The organism is Vibrio sp. J502 (genome assembly GCF_025397955.1).
Classification (GTDB): Bacteria; Pseudomonadota; Gammaproteobacteria; order Enterobacterales; family Vibrionaceae; genus Vibrio; species Vibrio anguillarum.
Genome location: NZ_CP104554.1, coordinates 1,293,515 through 1,313,255, shown reverse-complemented (window position 1 = coordinate 1,313,255; position 19,741 = coordinate 1,293,515). Strand labels below are relative to the sequence as shown.

The following is a 19,741-nucleotide window of genomic DNA, read 5'->3' as shown; positions in this document are numbered from 1 at the left end:
TATGTCGGCATATTTAAAGGAATATCAATGGGCTCAATCTGAACCTGAATCATTTTGGCAGGCTCAAGCTCGGCAGATTGAGTGGTTTGAGTTTCCCCAAACTATCTTACAAAAAGATGAGCATGGCATTGAACGCTGGTTTACCGATGGTGTACTCAATACCTGTTGGTTGGCGCTAGATTTCCATTGTGAACAGGGGCGAGGTGAGCAAACCGCGCTGATTTATGATTCCCCAGTGACCGGAAGAAAGCGTCAATACAGCTATACACAATTACGAGATCAGGTAGCGAAAGTGGCGGGAATGCTGGCAATGCAAGGTGTTGCTAAAGGCGATCGGGTGATCATTTATATGCCAATGATCCCGGAAGCAGTGATGGCGATGCTCGCTTGTGCACGGCTTGGCGCGATTCACTCTGTCGTTTTTGGCGGTTTTGCACCCAATGAATTAGCGGTACGTATTGAAGATGCTGAACCGAAAGTGATTATGACGGCATCTTGCGGTATCGAAATTAATAAGATTTTACCCTACAAACCCTTAATTGACCGTGCCATTTTAGACAGCAAATGGAAGCCGGAAAAAGTGGTGGTGTTACAACGCTCGGAGCATGTGGCTGACTTAAATAATGAGCGAGATCTAGAGTGGAATCGAGCCGTTAAAGAAGCACCGTCGCATGATTGTGTGCCGGTTTTGGCGACCGATCCGCTTTATATTCTTTACACATCAGGTACGACAGGCAAACCCAAAGGGGTGGTGCGCGACAACGGTGGTCATGCAGTCGCGATGAAGTACTCCATGTCAACCATCTACAATATGCCTCAACAAGGTGTTTTTTGGGCTGCGTCGGACGTGGGGTGGGTAGTCGGTCACTCTTACATTGTTTATGCGCCCTTGATTCACGGTTGCACCACTATTTTGTATGAAGGTAAACCGGTACGCACACCCGATCCGGCTGCATTTTGGCGAGTGTGCCAAGAGTATAAGGTGGACGTACTTTTTTCTGCGCCTACCGCCTTTCGCGCCATCAAAAAAGAAGATCCCAATGGCGATCTACTCAAACATTATGATTTATCCACTTTAACCACTATTTTTATGGCCGGAGAGCGTCTTGACCCGCCGACACTTGAATGGGTAGAGCAGCACACTCAAAAGCCAGTAGTTGACCATTGGTGGCAAACCGAAACCGGTTGGGCGATTGCTGGAAATCCGATAGGACTTGAGTCGATGCCAATTAAAGCGGGGTCAGCAACGAAACCGATACCTGGCTATCAGGTTGAGATTCTCAATGAGCTAGGTGAAGTGATGCCCGCCAATCAACAAGGGTTTGTGGCGTTGAAACGCCCCTTACCACCAAGTTGTTTAGCGACGGTATGGCGAGATCACGAACGATTTGAGTCCGGTTACCTTGCTCAATTTGACGGTTACTATGTTTCTGGTGATGGTGGCTATTTGGATGAAGAGGGTTATCTCTTCATCATGGGGCGAATTGATGATGTGATAAACGTTGCAGGCCATCGTTTATCTACGGGGGAGATGGAAGAAATCGTCGGTGCTCATCCTGCGGTTGCCGAATGTGCTGTAGTTGGAGTGTATGACGAGCTGAAAGGGCAGTTGCCGTTAGGGTTGGTGGTGCTTAAAGATGGCGTTAAGGTGGATGAGCGCGAGTTGGAACAAGAACTTGTTAACAAAGTGCGCAGTGAAATTGGTGCGGTAGCGTGCTTTAAGCATGCGTTAATTGTTGATCGTTTACCCAAAACGCGCTCTGGTAAAATTCTGCGTCGCGTCATTCGACAAATTGCCGATGGCGAAGAGTATGCTGTCCCTTCAACAATTGATGACCCAATGAGCTTGAGTGAGTTAGAAAAAGCGCTCCATCACTAGCGGCTACCTTATAGTTGACGATTAATCGAGGCGCCTCAGATGAATGAGGCGTTTTCATTACCAATTTGTCATCCGCATTTTATTTGTTTCTCTTAGTTCATCGGTCTTATTTCTAAGACGAAATTAGCGCTCAATTGAACAAAAACGCTACGCATGAAGATATATTTTTTAATCACTATCTTATAGAATCACGGCCCAAGCTTTATTCATTCAGAGCGCGAAATATGTCGTTAGTTATCATAACTCCTGCTTGTGATCGTGATTTACCGCAACTGAATCAGTTGATGTATGACCTTCATCATGAACATCACCTTGCTTGCCCTGAGCATTTCAAAACAGCAGAAGAGATTGAACAAGAAAAAAGTATTGCTCGTTATTTAGATGATCCGGAATGTTTGGTTTACGTTGCCAAAATAGACAGTCAAATTGTGGGATTTATATCGGGTCACTTTTGCGAGTTAATTTCAAGCGTGAGCAAAGCGGTACCAATGGGCAGTATTGATGAGCTTTACGTTGAGCCACAATATCGTCAGCAGCATATCGCACAGCAGCTGTTTCAAAAAATGGAACAGACATTAAAAGAGTACGGTATTACCCAAGTATTTGTCGAAGTGTGGGATTTTAACCAAGGAGCGCAATCTTTTTATCAATGTTCTGGTTTCTCATCGCATATACATTGGTTAAGAAAGTCAATCGATAGCAAGTAATTCGATAATAATAATCATGGATTTTTAATGTGTTAAAACAGTTTTCATTGTTGAGTGTCTGTTTGCTGTCGTTGTTCTGGTCAAGTGTTGGTGTCGCTCAACAACCCGTAACGCTACCAGATAATATTCGTGGTGCTCTATGCCTAGTTAAAGCCGATCATAAGATCGTGCTCGTTAACGAGGTGATCACCAAGCAGATTTCATTGCCAGGAGGGACGATATCTCCCGGTGAATCTCCAGAATTGGCCGCGCAAAGAGAAACATGGGAAGAAACGGGCCTTGTTGTAACGGTAGGGCGCACGTTGGGGTATACGGATACGGCTGTCGTTTACAGCTGTCGCAGTGATTCCGATGTGATTGCTTTTGAGTCAAAAAATAGCCGTAATGGACATGAGTTGCCTATTTGGTTTGCTCCTCATTATGGTGTCGAGGTTGCTAGCGCAATGCTGATCGATCCGTATCGTATTGATGCAAGTCAGTATCGTTACCCTGAGCAATGGGATCGGATCAAAACCATGTATCAAGAAGCGGATAGCCAACCCGTGATTTATGTAGAGAATCTGGTTTCTGCTGCGCCTCGGTTTCACCAAATCGAATTAGGCTGGATGATGAAATTGCAGAATACGGTTGCGGAATGGCCGTATACGCTGAGTTCGTCGATTTATCAAATCGCAGTATGGATCACCAAATTGACGGATCCTTTATTGCTGATAGTTTTATTTCCAGTGATTGCCTGTTATCTGGGTAAAGAGTCTGTTTATAAGATATTTTTTGTGGTTACCGTGAGTTCATTATTGTCATTGGTGGCTCAGCAAGGATTTGCATTACCAAGACCTCATGCCTATATACCATTGTTGGAACTTTGCCAAAGTTACGGGTACGGTTTTCCAAGTTTACCGATTGCAGTTTGGTTTGGTGTAGGGATATCACTATTGCGAGCTTTTGATCATCTCGATTTCAACCGAATGTTTGTGGGTTTTATCGTGTTGATGGGGCTATTAATGTTGGCCAAATTCTATATTGGGGAAGCCTTCATCAGCGATATGGTGATAGGTGGATTGTTGGGCGCTCTGGTCGCGTGGCATATTGTTCGTTTAGATGAACAATCTTATACCGACGTCAGGACACTGCTGGGTTCGCGTGGGGTATGGTGGGGTTTAACGATCACGGTTGCACTGCTGGCTATGATCTGGCCCTTGCCTAGTTTCACCGCTTGGTTAGCCATTTTGCTGACGGCATCGGCTTTAGTTATGACAAAGAGCACTGAACCACTACACATCACTCTTCAACGAATGTGGCTGCTGATCATTTTGTTATTAGCACTCAATCAAGTGGTGTTATTTGGTGCCACGCTCGTTTCATACAGCAGTATTTTCTCTTTAATGGTTGAGACGCTCCGCTTGCCAATACTCATGCTCATCTTTGCATGGTTCATGCGAACATGTCGTGCTTAACTTGGTTGTTTAGTCAACATCCCGATTAAAGACGCCTCGACTGAGGCGTCTTTAATGCCTATTCGTGAGACTCACCGAGTACAAATTTTTCTATAGCAACTGCCACACCATCGTCGTCGTTACTGAGTGTAATATAGTCGGCTAGCTGCTTCGTTTGTTCCATCGCATTTGCCATTGCAATTCCAAGTCCTGCGTATTGCAGCATGTGATGATCATTTTCAGCATCTCCCATACAAATAATGTGTTTAGCCTCGATTCCCAAGTGCTCGGCAATCGCTTTGACACCGACGCCTTTATTACTCTGTGTGTTTAAGAATTCAAGAAAGAATGGTGCACTTTGTACAATAGTAAACTGCTGATAAAGTTCCGGAGGAAGTTGTTCAATGGCTTTCTGTAGCAAGCTCGGCTCTGCCACAATCATTGCTTTGATGATGGGATGATCATCTTCAAGCTGTTCAAAATCCATTTCCGTGATCGGCAGTCCGTTGATTCTTGCTTCAAGCTCGGTATATTCACTGATTTTAGGCGTGATCAGACCATGAACTTGGCTAAAGGCGTGCGTATTCACGTTAAGTTGGTTAGCAAGGTTAGCGACTAATTTTGCAGAGCGGCCATCGATAATTTTGTGATGAATAATTTCACCACTGCCAATGTTTTGAACCATTGAGCCGTTGTAGTAAAGGACAAAATCCTCATTTGAGTTTAAATGCAGTTCTTGCAACTTATCGCGCATGCCATCAATGGGACGTCCAGACGCCAGCACCACTTTTACGCCTTTTTCACGAGCTTTGGCTATAGCCTGTTTTGTTCTGGCTGTGATCTGTTTTTGGCTATTGAGAAGAGTACCGTCCATATCTAAAGCGATGAGTTTATACATGACTTACCTAAATTAAGTGAAGAAGAAAGCCAGCAGCTTATGCAAGTTGAGATATGATCGCCACTGATTTAGTCAAATTTTTACGCACGTGATGGGTTTAGTTTGACCTAAGGCAAGGCATCTATTAAGGTCAGCGACCTGCATTTTTTGATATTGAGTTAGGCTGAGTTTACGTTGTACAAAATTAATGAAATGTTTGAGACCATTCAAGGTGAAGGCGTGCATACCGGCGTTCCTGCGGTTTTTATTCGTTTGCAAGAATGCCCAGTGGGATGCGCTTGGTGTGATACAAAGCAGACGTGGGATGCAACGCCGCAAGATGAACGCCCAATCAATGACGTGCTAGCCAAAACCCAAGATAGCCCAACTTGGTGCTCAGTCAGTGCAGAAGAGATGGTGTCGCTCTATAAAACACAGGGTTATCATGCTAAACATATTGTAATTACGGGCGGTGAACCGTGTATTTATGATCTGCGTCCACTTGCGCAAGCATTTGAGGCAATCGGATGTCACATTCAAATTGAAACCAGCGGCACATTCCCGGTTCAAACCTCGGCAAATACATGGGTGACAGTGTCACCAAAAATTGCAATGAAGGGCAAACTGCCTGTACTCGATTTAGCTCTGTTAAGAGCAAATGAGATCAAGCACCCCGTCGCAACGGCTAAAGATATTGAACAGCTAGATGCGTTATTGCTGCGAGCGCAAGTTCCTGATTCAACAGTGATTGCTTTACAGCCTATTAGTCAGAAAGAGCGGGCAACCCAATTGTGCATTGAAACATGCATTGCGAGGAACTGGCGTTTATCGATTCAAACGCATAAATATTTAAGTATTGCCTGAGGAGAGGAAAATGAAAAAAGCCGTTGTGGTATTTAGTGGTGGCCAAGATTCAACAACCTGTTTGGTTCAGGCATTAAAAGAGTTTGATGAAGTGCACGCCATCACCTTTGATTATGGCCAACGCCATAAACTCGAGATTGAGGTTGCCAGCACCTTAGCGAAAAAGTTAGGTGTAGCTGCACATAAAGTCATGAATGTTAGCTTACTCAATGAGTTGGCGATCAGTTCACTCACTCGTGACGATATTCCAGTATCACACGAGTTACAAGAGAATGGGTTACCGAACTCGTTTGTGCCGGGGCGTAACATTCTGTTTTTGACCCTTGCGGGTATTTATGCGTATCAAATAGGCGCAGATGAGGTGATTACTGGTGTTTGTGAAACAGACTTTTCTGGCTATCCGGATTGCCGAAATGATTTTGTTAAAGCGATGAACAGTGCTTTGGTGCAAGGGATGGATCGCCCATTCAACATTCGCACTCCTTTAATGTGGCTAAACAAAGCAGAAACTTGGGCATTGGCGGATCAACATGATGCTCTCGAACTCATAAGACACGAAACACTGACTTGTTATAACGGTATTATTGGTGATGGTTGTGGCGATTGCCCATCATGTGAGCTACGTAAAGCGGGTTTAAACGATTATTTAGTAAACAAAGCGTTGGTGATGAATGCGCTTCACCAAAAGCAATCTGTAACTTTATGATGTATCTAATAATCAACGTATAGATCAAGTGAAATTTAAACGGGTGTTCTAGTGTTTGCGAATGGAATAGCGTGCAAATAGAACACCCATTATTTAGTTCAAGGTACTAAAGGTACATTTTGGCCAAATCTGCAGGTTCTACTTCTTTACCTTCTAAGCTTGCATTCCAGTTGGTGCCAATTAATACACCATCTTCATCAAGGGTAATCAACCAATCTTCTACGAAAATATCGAGAGGGATTTCTAACACTTCGAAGTCAGACCACTCTTCAACGTTGTGAGTTTGTGCATCTTCTTTGGTTGACCAAAAGGGCATAACTTCACTACTTTCAAATTCTGTCGAGTCGCATGCCAGCCAACCATCTTCATTTTTTAAGCCCCATACTAGTTGGGTCTCTTTTGTTTGTTCAATAAACAATTCTAAGTTTGCTTGAAGGTCAGCAGTTAATTTGCTCATTATCTTTATCTCATAAGGTGATGAGGCGCAAGGATAGCATTTTGTGCTAGTAAACTCATTACAATTTTAGACAGAAAAAAGGGGCGAAAACGCCCTAATCCTCGATAAATATCGATTTCAACGCTCGCGTTTGGTGAAAATGGTCCACTCTTCTTTCACCGAACCTTTGTGGCCGACGACAGTGGCGACAACTTTTCTATTCATCGCATGGCTAATATCATCATCACCATTTTCTGTCAGTTCAGTATCACCAAAACCAACAATACGGACACGAGTATGGCTAATGCCGTAACTAACAAGCGCCTTCTCGACGTTATAAGCTCGGTTTTTCGATAACTCTAAGTTATAACCTGGATTCCCAACCTTACTGGCATAACCTTGTAATTCAATCGAAGCTGAAGGGTATTGCTTGAGAAAATTGGCCATTGACCGTATTTGACTTAGAAACACAGGGTTGACTATTGCTGAATCATTCGCAAACAGAATTCTAAGCTGGAGTTGCTCTTCGGTTTTAATGAAAGTGCCACAACCATCATTATCGATCTCTGACTTCAATGGTGTTTCGGGGCACAAATCTCTGGCATTAATCACGCCGTCAAAATCATCGTCACGTAAATCGTCTATTTGATCAGCGAGTGGCATATCAATATATGGATAATCATCTCTAGCAGATGAAGCCGTCGAGGTGATAAAGAGTAAGCTCGCTATCATTGGCCATAAGTATTTCAACATGTTAGTACTCCACCGCATCATGCCACTCTTTGGGTGTATCCACTCTCAACGAACTCAACAATGACCCAGTTGCATTCATAACACGGTATTTTGCATACTGTTCATCGTATTTGGCATCGAGATAACCTTTTCTTGCTTCGAAAAGCTCATTTTCAGTATTCAACACATCCAATAGTGTTCGCTTGCCGAGCTTATATTGTTTTTCATAAGCAATAACCGTATCTGAAGCAGAATCAACATGATCGGCTAAAAATTCTTTCTGTTGTAATGTCAAATCGAGAGCGCTCCAAGATAAACGCAACCCCTCTTCAACACTACGATAAGTCCGATCTCTTAAATCTTTCGCTTTGTTCATTTGGTAGGCAGCACTGTCGGTGCGCGCAGAATCTGAACCACCATTGTACAGGTTGTAACGCATCCTAATCATGGCCGAGAATTCATCGCTGCTACCTTCTATCCCACCGGCATCATCACGCCATGTTTGTGCAGCTTCGAAAGATAATGTTGGGTAATTTGTTCCCTGAGTTTGTTTATATTGAAACTTTGCAGAATCAACATCGGCTTGCGCTACTTTGATGACCGGGTGATCTTGGTAGGCCTTTTCTAAAGCGTCATCAACGGTAAAAGGCAAAGCAGAATGGTCTGCTCTAGGGAAAATTAAATCTTGAGGAGGTTGACCTACCAACCGTTTAAACTGGGTATGTATATCAAACAGATTATTCTGTGCAGCTAAAAGATTGCCATGGGCTTTAGCTAAACGAGCTTCAACCTGAGAAAGATCAGCGGTTGAACCAATGCCTGATTCCACACGCTTTTGTATATCACGATATATTTTCTTATGTACTGAGAGGTTGCTTTCAGAAAGTGTCAGTATTTCAAACGCTTTCGTTGCATCGAGATACACCTTAGTGACCTCTAATGCGATATCTTGAGCGTCAGCTAAGAGTTGAAAACGAACCGATTCGGCATCAGCCGAAGTACGATCAATATCGTTTAAAGTCGAAGAACCATCCCAAATTAGTTGGGTTAAGGTAATGGTGGCTTCTTTACGAGTAAGTTCATTTTCAGTACCAGAGGCTAAATCAACCGCTTCGTAGCCAATACCAGCATCGAGATCGATCCTTGGAAGGTAAGCACCAGAAGAGGCTTCGCTATTATAGCGCTTACTCACATATTCGTTATATGCACTTTTAATATTTGGATTGGTTGCAAGCGTTATTGACACCGCTTGCTCAAGAGTCTGGCTATATACAGAGATCGGGAAGCTGAGTGCGATGGCGTAGCTCAACGTTTTCATGTTCATCCAATTCACTTGGGCACTCCTCTAGGGACTTCTACTTCTTTTAAGCCGCAATAGTACGGCATTAGCTGTTGCATTATCGAGACGCTTGATGGAAAAACGCAACAAAATAACATTAAATTCTCATCAGTAAACAGCAACATATTCATTACATTCGTGATTTTAGCAAAGAATCATACACCAAATCATCAATTAACATTTATTAAACATTGTTGATTGTTTTTATAATAAAGTACATCTTTAGTGTGATATTGATTCAAACTATAAATGTGTGACTTAAGTCTCCACCTACGTCACATAAGAAAGTGTAAAAATGGTTTTTCCTTTGTATTACAGGTGTTAAATGCTAATTTATTACCATTAGAAATGACAAATTACGTAGCAAAGATGTAGGAATGTAAACAGTCGCATCGTTGTGAATTCGGAAGTTATTAGAGGCATTATATGGAACTTGGTTCTTTTTCTTTAGGTACAACATTAACTTTCGGTCAGATGATCGTTGTGGATGCAAATGGCAATGTACGGGTGCTTCAGCCAGGAGAAAAAACCTTGCCTGGTGAAATAATCATTAGTGCCAGTAACGCCTCCCAAAACGATGTAGGCAATAATAATGATGTACAAATATCAAAAGTTAACGCCGATGGTCGCAACGTAGACATAACTAATGACATCAATGAAATTTTCGCAGCATTAGAGCAAGGCCAAGACCCAACACAGCTAGGCGAAGATCTTGCAACTGCAGCGGGTGAATCGAACGGTTCAAGCCCGACGGGTTCAGTCAGCATCGCTCGCGACGCTTTGGAAACCATAGCCGCAACAGAATTCTCCACGTCAGCACTCACCGCGCTAGGCCTCTCTGAAACACAAAGTTTAACGCTATTAGAAAGCTATTCTCAAAGTGCTTTAGGGTCAATTGTGACGGGCACGAACGATGCGGCGACGATCGCAGGCGACACAGCGGTCGTGGCGGATGAAACCGATGCGGCGTTGACCTTGAGCGGCACCTTGAGCTCAGAAGATGTGGACAACACCGACAACCGCTTCACAGCGAAGACCATCGAAGGCACCAACGGCACGTTCAGCATCGACGCCAATGGCGCGTGGACGTTCGTGGCGAACAGTGCGTTCAATGAGATGAATGTTGGCGACAGCAAAGTAGAAAGCTTCACGGTGACGTCGGTAGACGGCACAGAGCAAGTCGTGAAAGTGACCATCAATGGCACGAACGATGCGGCGACGATCGCAGGCGACACAGCGGTCGTGGCGGATGAAACCGATGCGGCGTTGACCTTGAGCGGCACCTTGAGCTCAGAAGATGTGGACAACACCGACAACCGCTTCACAGCGAAGACCATCGAAGGCACCAACGGCACGTTCAGCATCGACGCCAATGGCGCGTGGACGTTCGTGGCGAACAGTGCGTTCAATGAGATGAATGTTGGCGACAGCAAAGTAGAAAGCTTCACGGTGACGTCGGTAGACGGCACAGAGCAAGTCGTGAAAGTGACCATCAATGGCACGAACGATGCGGCGACGATCGCAGGCGACACAGCGGTCGTGGCGGATGAAACCGATGCGGCGTTGACCTTGAGCGGCACCTTGAGCTCAGAAGATGTGGACAACACCGACAACCGCTTCACAGCGAAGACCATCGAAGGCACCAACGGCACGTTCAGCATCGACGCCAATGGCGCGTGGACGTTCGTGGCGAACAGTGCGTTCAATGAGATGAATGTTGGCGACAGCAAAGTAGAAAGCTTCACGGTGACGTCGGTAGACGGCACAGAGCAAGTCGTGAAAGTGACCATCAATGGCACGAACGATGCGGCGACGATCGCAATCTCAAGCATTGCTCCTCTCTCCGAGGAAGGCTTATCTGGTGGACTTCAAGATGATATTGGATCCTCAGATACAAGCGACGCAGTTAAGGCATCTGGCACCATCACAATTGATGATGTAGATAGCGATTCCGTAGAGATCACTCTTTCGGGCCCGGTGGGCATCACGTCGGGAGGTATGGAAGTCGTTTGGGAATGGGATGCTCAAAATCACAAGCTGATAGGCTCTACATTTGGGAGTGATTCTAAATCCGTTATTGAAATCGAGCTTACTGCTCCTAATGAAAGTGGCAAGGGCGAGTGGAACTATACGGTCACTTTACTCAGCCCTGTCGACCATCCAGATGGCTCCCAAGAAGATACACTGAGTTTAGATCTCGGCGTATTTGTTTCAGATGGGCAAACCACAACGGAAAGCAAATTATCTATCATCATTGAAGACGATGCACCTAGCGACCATGCGATGGATCCAGTTGCTGCCACAGCAACTGACATCCCTGATGTGTTAACTGGCCAGTTTGATTTAACGAGTTACCGTGGTAATAGGACTACGATTGACGGTGGTCAATTTACTATTACTGCAAAAGGATTCTCTTCAGCTTTATCATCCACGTTAGTTAGTGCAAATATTAATGGTGACAGCGAAGGTATCGGCGTTAGTAGTAAGGATTCTCCGTACCATAACCTTGCTAATGAAGTTGATTTTCGTAAGTTTTCAGATGGCAGTTCTGCATCCGAAGAGTTGGTTATTAAACTCGATCCTAACACGGTAGCTTATGGTGCGAAAATTGAGTTCAGCAAAATGTTTGGCGGTGAGGGCGAAAGCGGGATTGTTGAGTTTTGGCGAGATGGAAAGCTGATTGCAACTCAAAGTTTTACCTCTGATGAAAACCGTGGAGATTACGCTAAAGACTTTTCTGTGCAGCAGGGTGGCTTTGATACGATGGTTATCAAAGCTACTGATAATGGTAGCTCGTTTAATCATAAAGATAATAGTGACTTTACCGTTAAAAATATCGAGTTTCTTGGTGCGGATGCGCCGCAGCCAATTGCTTATGGTTCTGGTGTCGTTGAACCGCAATGGGGGGCCGATGGTCGAGGGGCACTGCAATTAGTTGGCCTAGATGAGTCTGCGACACTCAAAACGGTTACTGGCTCTGACATTGCTGTTGAATTAGTAGGGGCAAATACTCTTACTGGTAAAGATGCAGAAGGGCATTTAGTCTTCAAACTCGAGTTTACACCGACAACGGGAAAATGGGAGTTTTACCAGTATCAAAATATACAATCGCCGCTAGGTGATGGAGATATTGATTTCCAAGTGAAAGTTACTGATGCCGATGGTGACAGTGCTGTGCTTGGTTTTGCGGTCAAGCCTGTGTCTCCGCCTGTTATTGGTGAATTGACGCTCAATGTTTCTGAAGAAGGCTTACAAGGCGGTATAGCAGATGACGCATCCGTCACTGGTTCACAAGATACGACTAACCAAGCTTCAGTTGATGGTCAGTTAAGTCTTTCCAACGTTACTCAATTGTCCATTGGTCTACCGAGTGATCAATACACATCTAATGGTGTTGCAATCACTTGGTCATTATCGTCAGATAAACAGATGCTCACTGGTTCTGCAAATGGTATTAAGGTTGTCGAGTTTGCGTTAGATGATCAAGGTAAAGTAAATAGTGTGTTACATGCACCTATCGATCATCCAGATAAGGCAGGTGAAGATCATTTAGCTATCGAGATCCCACTTGAAGCGAAAAATGCGGCAGGAGCAATCGGGACTGGCGTTGTTACTCTCGTCATTGAAGATGATGCGCCGTTAGCAAGAGACATTTTGCATGTCTTAGAATCAGAGACTAAACAAGGCGCCAATGTTCAGTTGATTTTAGACGTGTCGGGTTCTATGGCTTGGGAGGCTGGCAACGGTAAAACTCGTCTTCAAGTGATGAAAGAATCAGCGGTCCAGTTATTAGATCAATATCAAGCTATTGGTCAGACTCAGGTCCAATTGCTGTTATTTAATGCAACAGCTTCTCCTTACCATAATGGTTCCTCTTACTGGATGACGGTTGAACAAGCCAAAAACTACATAATGGGCCTAACGGCTCATGGAGGGACAGATTATGATCACGCTATTGAATTGGCACAGAATCAATGGTCTGGTCTCGGTTATGGTGAGCCATTAAGTGGCGCTAGCAATGTGAGTTATTTCTTATCTGATGGTGTACCCGAAGGATACGATTGGAAAAATGGTGTGAAAAACTTTAACACCATAGAGAAAGATGAGCTTGATAGTTGGGTTAGTCATTTACAAGAAAACAAAATCACCTCTCTTGCTTATGGTATGGGGAATAATGTTCCGCAAGGAGAATTAGATAAGGTTGCTTATGATGGCCACTTAAATGTAGATACAGGCTCTATAGTAGTGTCTGATGTGACTCAGCTTCCCCCTATTTTATTACAATCTGTCATTCAACCTATCGGCGGGAATATTCTTGTACCTGTTGATGGTTATGGGATGGGAGCTGATGGGGGAGTGATAGCGAGTATTACTATCAGCGATGTTACCTATTTATTCGATGGCCAATCGATGTCAGTTATGGGGACATCTTCATCTCTGACCCATAGTTTTGATCCTACAACCAATACTTTGTCAATTTATATTAATGATAAACACTCATTAATTATTGATTTAGATGATGGCAGTTACCAGTTCTTTGGGGCAACTATTTCATCAGATACCCAATTGGTTTTCGACTATACATTAAAAGATAACGATGGGGATACAAGCTCAAGTTCACTAACATTTGTTGTTGGGCACGACATTAAAGCTGAAGGAAATAGCATTGATTCGATACAGCTATACGATACCACTACGTCAAATCAAAAAGTGCAGTGGTCAACATCGGGTGTCGGTTCATCGTCGGTGACTTATCACGATCATGCTGAAAAAGGTTTAGTCGTGGATGTAGGCGATGGTGGTGATTATGTCTATCTCGGAAAAGGAGATGACATTATTTATCTTGGTGATAGTCATGTTGACGGATTGGATAATCATACACAGGCTCATCTAAAAGAGATGGCGGCTTCCGATCTTTTGGATCGTTTTGGGACTGGGCTTGATGGCTCTTGGCTACAAGATGCCAATAACGAAGACAGCGCACTCAATATCCCGGGAGCTAGTAATGCTTACGTCGATATAGCTCATGGCGGTGGTGGCGATGATCGTATATTCGGCCAAGGAGGTACAGATCTCCTCTTTGGAGGCTCGGGTAATGACCATATCTACGGTGGCGAAGGGAACGATGGCCTTCGCGGTGGTACTGGTAATGATATTCTAGATGGTGGTGCTGGGAATGATGTTCTAATTGGCGGCTTAGGCAATGATATTCTTACTGGTGGTGATGGTGCAGATATCTTTAAATGGGTTGAGATGGAAACCGCGACTGACCGCGTCACGGACTTCCATCGTTCGGAAGGGGATTCGTTAGATTTCTCTGATTTGTTTGAAGACATGTCCAAAGACGAGATCACAGTATTACTTGATGGGCTGAGTAGTGCAGATCATCAAGGTGTTTTGGACGATGTATCTATTCGTGTTACAGGAAATGAACATGAATCGCACCTAACGATTGTCAAGTCGGGTCAAACATTGACCGTGGACTTTGATGGTGCGTCAGCTGCGGATATCACTAGTAGTTTGATGGATAATCTAAACCATTTAAAGGATTAAAATAACGACAACCGGAGCTTGATTAGAGCTCCGGTTTTTCTTGCTGCCTATAAAATACGGCTTACAACACCTTACAGGCGAACCCTTTTAGATAAAACCCTTCAGGGTAGGCTGAATCTGTTAAGTGGTCAGCGGCTTGCTCGAACCTTTCAACAAATTTAACGCTACGACCTGCATCAAGTGCCGCATCTGCAATGATTTTTTGGAAGAGATCGGTGCCCATAAGGCCAGAGCATGAATAGGTGAGTAAAGTGCCACCCGGTTTTAAAATTTGCATTGCCAACATATTGATGTCTTTATAACCGTTTGCACCGGAGGTCAGGTTATTTTTACTCGAGACAAACTTAGGTGGATCCATGATCACCACATCAAACAGCGTTCCTTGATCACGGTATTCTCGCAATAATTTAAAAACATCGGCATTTAAAAATACAGCGCGTTTTTTGGAGATATCGAATTGATTGATCTCTGCATTGTATTTGGCGGTATCTAATGCAGGTTGTGAGACGTCGGCGTTAATTACGCGTTTGGCACCGCCTTTAAGAGCGTACAAACCGAAGCCTCCGGTATAACAAAAGCAGTTAAGGACATCTTTATCCTTCACATATTTTATTGATTTCTGGCGGCTGTCACGTTGGTCTAGGTAAAAGCCTGTTTTGTGTCCACCAACAATATCGACGCTAATTTTTACGCCATTTTCTTCGATAATGACTGATTTTGGCGGCTCATCGCCATGCAGCACGCCCATGCGCTCTTCCAAACCTTCTTTTTTACGAACGGCAACATCTGAACGTTCGTAAACATGGCACTCTGGGAAAACGATTGTCAGCGCTTTAACAATATTCGTTTTATGGTATTCAGCCCCTGCGCTAAGCAGTTGGCATACTAGATAATCTTGATACTTATCGATAGTAATACCTGGCAACCCATCTGATTCTGCTGCAATCAGCCTAAAGCCTGTAAGACCATCTCGTTCAATAATCTCCTGGCGAACTAACAGTGCATCTTCGAGCCGTTTCACAAAAAAATCGACATTGATCTCCTGCTTCTCAAAGCTCCAGACGCGAGCTCGAATTTGAGAAGTAGGGGAATAGGCTGCTTTTGCTAACCACTGATTATCATGAGTATAAACGTCGACGGTCTCTCCAAGGCTAGGCTCACCTTCTACCTTGCTGATCCCTCGGGAAAAGACCCATGGATGTTTACGGCGCAAAGATTTTTCACGGCCTTTAACTAGATAGATTGCAGCTGTCATACATTACTCGATGAATATTCAAAATGGGGGCGTATTTTCATAGAAAAGGTAATGGAAAGCAAACAAAGAGCGAGCGTCATACGTAAATAAAGGAAATTGTTTGGGGAGAGTGTCTATGGGATGTACATCAAATTAACCCATTGCCATTTCTTTCATTATGGTGAAGACGCATTTTAGTAGATAAATGATTGAGTATTTAAACATAGAGAGGGATCCAAATGGCTCAACAGTGCGACAAGTTTATCGTGACAGGTAGGGTCCAAGGGGTTGGTTTTCGTTATCACACCGCTCATCAAGGACTAAAGCTAGGCTTAACAGGCTATGCTAAAAATTTACATAACGGCGAGGTTGAAGTCATCGCCATTGGGAATAGTGAAAATTTGGAGCAGTTTTATCAGTGGCTTCAACAAGGCCCCAAAACGGCGAAAGTAATGTCTGTGTCGCGTGAATCACTTCTTTCTTATACTGAAAAATATAGCGGATTCGAAATACTTTAAAAGTAGCAACGCTTTGTACTTTGTATGGTTAAGTTGCTTGGGGTAGTGTTTAGAAATCTGTGTCATTTCAGTATGATATACAAAACAGGAATGACACATGAACAAAGACTTCGATCTAGAACAAGCTATTAAAGCCCTTCAGTCAGGCCAAGACCTGACAGGTAAAGATGGCTTCTTAACTCCGCTCATTAAAAAAATCACAGAAGCTGCTTTGAAAGCAGAACTCGAACAGCACCTTGAAGGTGATGAGCAACCTAACCGTAAGAACGGCTCAAGCAAGAAAACGATTAAGTCTTCTGTCGGCACGTTTGAACTGGATACCCCACGCGACCGCTCTGGAACATTTGAACCCCAGTTAGTTAAGAAGAACCAGACTAAATTGACCGATGAGATCGACCGTAAGATCCTATCCATGTTCTCGCTCGGTATGAGCTACCGTGATATCCGTGGTCACGTAGAAGATATGTATGGCATTGATGTCTCTGAGGCCACCATCACAGGTGTTACCGACCGTTTGATACCTGAGCTGAAGGAGTGGCAGCAACGTCCGCTCGATGCACTTTATCCCTTTGTCTGGCTTGATGCCATCCACTATAAAATCAAAGAAGACGGACGCTACGTTAGCAAAGCGATATACACAATATTGGGCTTAGATGTTGAGGGGAAAAAGGAGCTACTCGGTCTTTATCTGTCAGAGTCGGAAGGCGCTAATTACTGGCTCTCCGTGCTAACAGATCTGTATAACCGCGGCGTTGAAGATATCTTGATCGCCTGCGTAGATGGGCTAACAGGCTTCCCAGAAGCGATAGCAACCATCTATCCTGATACAGAAGTTCAGCAATGCATCATTCACCAAATCCGTAACTCTATGAAATATGTTGCCTCTAAGCATCAGAAGGCGTTTATGGCCGACTTGAAGCCAGTCTATCGGGCTGTCAGCAAAGAAGCGGCCGAGATGGAGTTGGATCGTTTGGAAGCCAAATGGGGACAGCAATACCCAATAGTGATTCGTTCCTGGCGGAACAAATGGGCAAATTTATCGGTTTACTTTAAATATCCAGAATACGTCCGAAAGGCTATTTACACGACAAATGCTATTGAAGCCGTACATCGCCAATTCCGTAAACTGACCAAAACTAAGGGTGGGTTCCCAAATGAAAATAGCTTGCTTAAGCTACTGTATGCTGGGATATTGAATGCTTCTAAGAAATGGACAATGCCAATACAGAATTGGAATATGACATTGTCTCAACTGGCGATTCATTTTGAAGGTCGCTTGGATGACGTCTTAGATATTTAGCCAAAATTAGCTGACACAGAATTCTGAACGCCCTCTTGCTTGGGGCTTAGTTTCGCACTACAAGCATTTGGCAGGTTTTGGTAACCCAGCAAGTTTAGTTGCTTGTTTGGCCGGGCCTTTTTTAAAGAGTTTGAATAGATATTTGCTATTGCCTTTTTCCGGACCATGCGCTTTTTCCATCGCTTTGACTAACATACGCACTGCGGGTGAAGTATTAAACTCTTCATAAAAGTGGCGCACGAACAAAATGACTTCTAGATGAGCGTCTGTTAACTCGATATCTTCCTGACTGGCCAGCGTCTGGATCATCCCTTCTTCCCATTGGGTATGGTCTAGGAGGTAACCCTGAGAATCAGTTTCGACGGTTTTACCATTGTATTCAAACATCTTTATTACTCGATTAAAAATCCGCGTTTAGGGTAGCGTAGTGAATGTGTGATCTCAACTGTTTAGAAAGCAAAAAGCCCGCAAGCTGTGGCTTGCGGGCTCGTTTGGACAAAATATCGACGTGAATTAGTCGTCGTTCATAATGCCTAGAATAGCCAATAAGCTTGTGAACAAGTTCAGAATATTTAGATACATTGAGATGGTAGCACTAATGTAGTTTGTCTCTTCACCTCGTACGATGCGGCTTGTGTCAAATAGGATAAAACCAGAAAACACGAGCGCCGCGATGCTGCTGATCGCAAGTTGGCCAACGGTAGAACCAACAAAAATATTAATAATCGCCGCAACGATGACAATAATTAGGCCTGCCATTAAAAAACTTCTCATGAACGAAAAGTCTTTTTTAGTCGTAATGGTATAAGCGGATAAGCCCATAAAAACAAGGCCAGTAAGACCGAGTGCCTGAGCAATAATGCTAGAGCCATTCGGGATTGCCGCATAGTGATTAAGCATTGGGCCCAGAGCACCGCCCATTAATGTGGTGAACACAAATGTCCACACTATACCAGAAGAAGAATTAATGGCTTTAGGCATCACGAAGAACAGAATACCGATTGCTCCCAACTGCATAGCGAGTGCCATGAATGGTGAAATCTGCATTGCCATTGTTGCCATCGCAGCAATAGCACTGGTGATAAGAGTCATTGAAAGCAAGAAGTAAGTATTCTTCAACACTTTATTAGTTTGTAGTGTGCTCTCTAAGCTAGCTGAGCGAGTAAACATAGGGCTGTTCATAATCTTCCTCGTAAGGGTTTATGTTTGTTTGTACATTTATGGGGCTGAATGAGCTAAAAAGCAAGCCCTGTATCGTATTTGTTTTGTGTAAATTTTAATAAAAATAGTCACTTAGATGTTAAATAATGTGTAACACCATGTGTCTATGCTCATACACAAAGAGAGAGGTGATGTTCACCTCTCTCTTTGTTGGTCGTTAATCCATTAATGATGGAGAATTTGAGAGAGAAAATTGCGCGTTCTATCGGATTGAGGATTTTCAAAAAATTCAACAGGGTTATTTTCTTCAATGATCTCACCAGCATCCATGAAAATAACGCGATCGGCCACTTCTTTAGCAAAGCCCATCTCATGGGTAACACAAAGCATCGTCATGCCTTCTCCTGCAAGTTCAACCATAACATCTAATACTTCTCGTACCATTTCCGGGTCAAGTGCAGATGTTGGCTCATCAAATAACATAATCTGTGGGTTCATGCACAATGAGCGTGCAATCGCAACTCGTTGCTGCTGACCGCCAGAAAGTTGACCGGGATATTTGTCTGCTTGATCAGGAATCTTTACGCGTTCCAAGTACTTCATCGCAACCGCTTCAGCTTCTCCTTTAGGCATCTTTTTTACCCAAATTGGAGCGAGTGTACAGTTTTCTAACACGGTTAAATGTGGAAAAAGATTGAAATGTTGAAAGCACATACCGACCTCGCGTCGCACAGCTTCGATATTTTTAAGATCTTCCGTCAGTTCGTTGCCCGCGACGACGATTTGTCCTTTTTGGTGCTCTTCCAAGCGGTTAATACAGCGAATCATGGTCGATTTCCCTGAGCCTGAAGGGCCACAAATAACGATTTTTTCGCCTTTTTTAACGGTAAGATTGATGTTCTTTAGTACATGAAATTCACCGTACCATTTATTCATATCATTAATCTGAATCATGATTTCTTCAGAAGGTGCGAGGTTGCGTTGCTGCGTCATAATACGTCC

General features: G+C 43.8%; 16 protein-coding genes. 8 read left to right on the top strand and 8 right to left on the bottom strand.

Annotated features, from left to right (window positions below; translation table 11 throughout):
- The first annotated feature begins 1 nt into the window (after position 1).
- From N5E84_RS06155 to N5E84_RS06145, 3 genes are all read left to right on the top strand, one after another.
- A complete protein-coding gene (locus tag N5E84_RS06155; RefSeq protein ID WP_116285034.1) occupies positions 2-1,879 on the top strand; it encodes a propionyl-CoA synthetase in 1,878 nt (625 codons plus the stop codon).
- A 224-nt stretch (positions 1,880-2,103) separates the two neighbouring features.
- Positions 2,104-2,586: a GNAT family N-acetyltransferase gene (locus N5E84_RS06150; RefSeq protein WP_019282819.1), complete on the top strand. Its 483-nt coding sequence runs from the start codon at positions 2,104-2,106 to the stop codon at positions 2,584-2,586.
- Between the two features lie 29 nt (positions 2,587-2,615).
- Positions 2,616-4,040 (top strand): bifunctional NUDIX hydrolase/phosphatase PAP2 family protein, encoded by a 1,425-nt coding sequence (locus N5E84_RS06145; protein WP_019282818.1) that lies wholly within the window; start codon positions 2,616-2,618, stop codon positions 4,038-4,040.
- A 58-nt stretch (positions 4,041-4,098) separates the two neighbouring features.
- Here N5E84_RS06145 and yidA read toward each other — a convergent pair whose 3' ends face one another.
- Complete coding sequence (gene yidA / locus N5E84_RS06140) at positions 4,099-4,917, bottom strand: sugar-phosphatase (RefSeq protein WP_017046142.1); 819 nt, start codon at positions 4,915-4,917, stop codon at positions 4,099-4,101.
- A gap of 174 nt (positions 4,918-5,091) precedes the next feature.
- On the opposite strand from yidA, the gene queE reads away from it, so the two are divergent.
- Together queE and queC are read left to right on the top strand one after the other, a co-directional pair.
- A complete protein-coding gene (queE, locus tag N5E84_RS06135) occupies positions 5,092-5,760 on the top strand; it encodes a 7-carboxy-7-deazaguanine synthase QueE (RefSeq protein WP_019282817.1) in 669 nt (222 codons plus the stop codon).
- Between the two features lie 10 nt (positions 5,761-5,770).
- A complete protein-coding gene (gene queC, locus N5E84_RS06130; protein ID WP_175418680.1) occupies positions 5,771-6,466 on the top strand; it encodes a 7-cyano-7-deazaguanine synthase QueC in 696 nt (231 codons plus the stop codon).
- A 106-nt stretch (positions 6,467-6,572) separates the two neighbouring features.
- Here queC and N5E84_RS06125 read toward each other — a convergent pair whose 3' ends face one another.
- From N5E84_RS06125 to N5E84_RS06115, 3 genes are all read right to left on the bottom strand, one after another.
- Positions 6,573-6,923 carry a DUF2750 domain-containing protein gene (locus N5E84_RS06125; protein WP_013856942.1) on the bottom strand — a complete coding sequence of 117 codons (351 nt, stop codon included), beginning with the start codon at positions 6,921-6,923 and terminating at the stop codon, positions 6,573-6,575.
- Positions 6,924-7,040: 117 nt separating this feature from the next.
- Positions 7,041-7,676, bottom strand: coding sequence for an OmpA family protein (locus N5E84_RS06120; RefSeq protein ID WP_017042438.1), 636 nt, complete (start codon positions 7,674-7,676; stop codon positions 7,041-7,043).
- A complete protein-coding gene (locus tag N5E84_RS06115; RefSeq protein WP_013856940.1) occupies positions 7,657-8,967 on the bottom strand; it encodes a TolC family outer membrane protein in 1,311 nt (436 codons plus the stop codon). The genes N5E84_RS06120 and N5E84_RS06115 overlap by 20 nt, the downstream gene beginning before the upstream one ends.
- Before the next feature lie 432 nt (positions 8,968-9,399).
- Here N5E84_RS06115 and N5E84_RS06110 point away from each other — a divergent pair, with 432 nt between their 5' ends.
- Positions 9,400-14,526 (top strand): retention module-containing protein, encoded by a 5,127-nt coding sequence (locus tag N5E84_RS06110; RefSeq protein WP_095661280.1) that lies wholly within the window; start codon positions 9,400-9,402, stop codon positions 14,524-14,526.
- Between the two features lie 61 nt (positions 14,527-14,587).
- Here the strand turns inward: N5E84_RS06110 and N5E84_RS06105 are convergent, their stop codons facing one another.
- Positions 14,588-15,781, bottom strand: a complete 1,194-nt coding sequence (locus tag N5E84_RS06105) for a class I SAM-dependent methyltransferase (RefSeq protein WP_019282622.1) — start codon at positions 15,779-15,781, stop codon at positions 14,588-14,590.
- Positions 15,782-15,999: 218 nt separating this feature from the next.
- On the opposite strand from N5E84_RS06105, the gene yccX reads away from it, so the two are divergent.
- On the top strand, positions 16,000-16,278 hold the full coding sequence (yccX, locus tag N5E84_RS06100) for an acylphosphatase (RefSeq protein WP_029388310.1): 279 nt from the start codon (positions 16,000-16,002) through the stop codon (positions 16,276-16,278).
- Between the two features lie 97 nt (positions 16,279-16,375).
- Positions 16,376-17,578: an IS256 family transposase gene (locus tag N5E84_RS06095; protein WP_095661281.1), complete on the top strand. Its 1,203-nt coding sequence runs from the start codon at positions 16,376-16,378 to the stop codon at positions 17,576-17,578.
- A 57-nt stretch (positions 17,579-17,635) separates the two neighbouring features.
- Here the strand turns inward: N5E84_RS06095 and N5E84_RS06090 are convergent, their stop codons facing one another.
- The 3 genes from N5E84_RS06090 to N5E84_RS06080 all read right to left on the bottom strand — a co-directional run bounded on the left by N5E84_RS06090 (position 17,636) and on the right by N5E84_RS06080 (position 19,732).
- Positions 17,636-17,965, bottom strand: coding sequence for a TusE/DsrC/DsvC family sulfur relay protein (locus tag N5E84_RS06090; protein WP_017041982.1), 330 nt, complete (start codon positions 17,963-17,965; stop codon positions 17,636-17,638).
- 126 nt (positions 17,966-18,091) lie between these two features.
- Positions 18,092-18,760 carry a Bax inhibitor-1 family protein gene (locus N5E84_RS06085; RefSeq protein ID WP_010318447.1) on the bottom strand — a complete coding sequence of 223 codons (669 nt, stop codon included), beginning with the start codon at positions 18,758-18,760 and terminating at the stop codon, positions 18,092-18,094.
- A gap of 204 nt (positions 18,761-18,964) precedes the next feature.
- Complete coding sequence (locus N5E84_RS06080) at positions 18,965-19,732, bottom strand: amino acid ABC transporter ATP-binding protein (RefSeq protein ID WP_013856933.1); 768 nt, start codon at positions 19,730-19,732, stop codon at positions 18,965-18,967.
- Between the last annotated feature and the right edge of the window lie 9 nt (positions 19,733-19,741).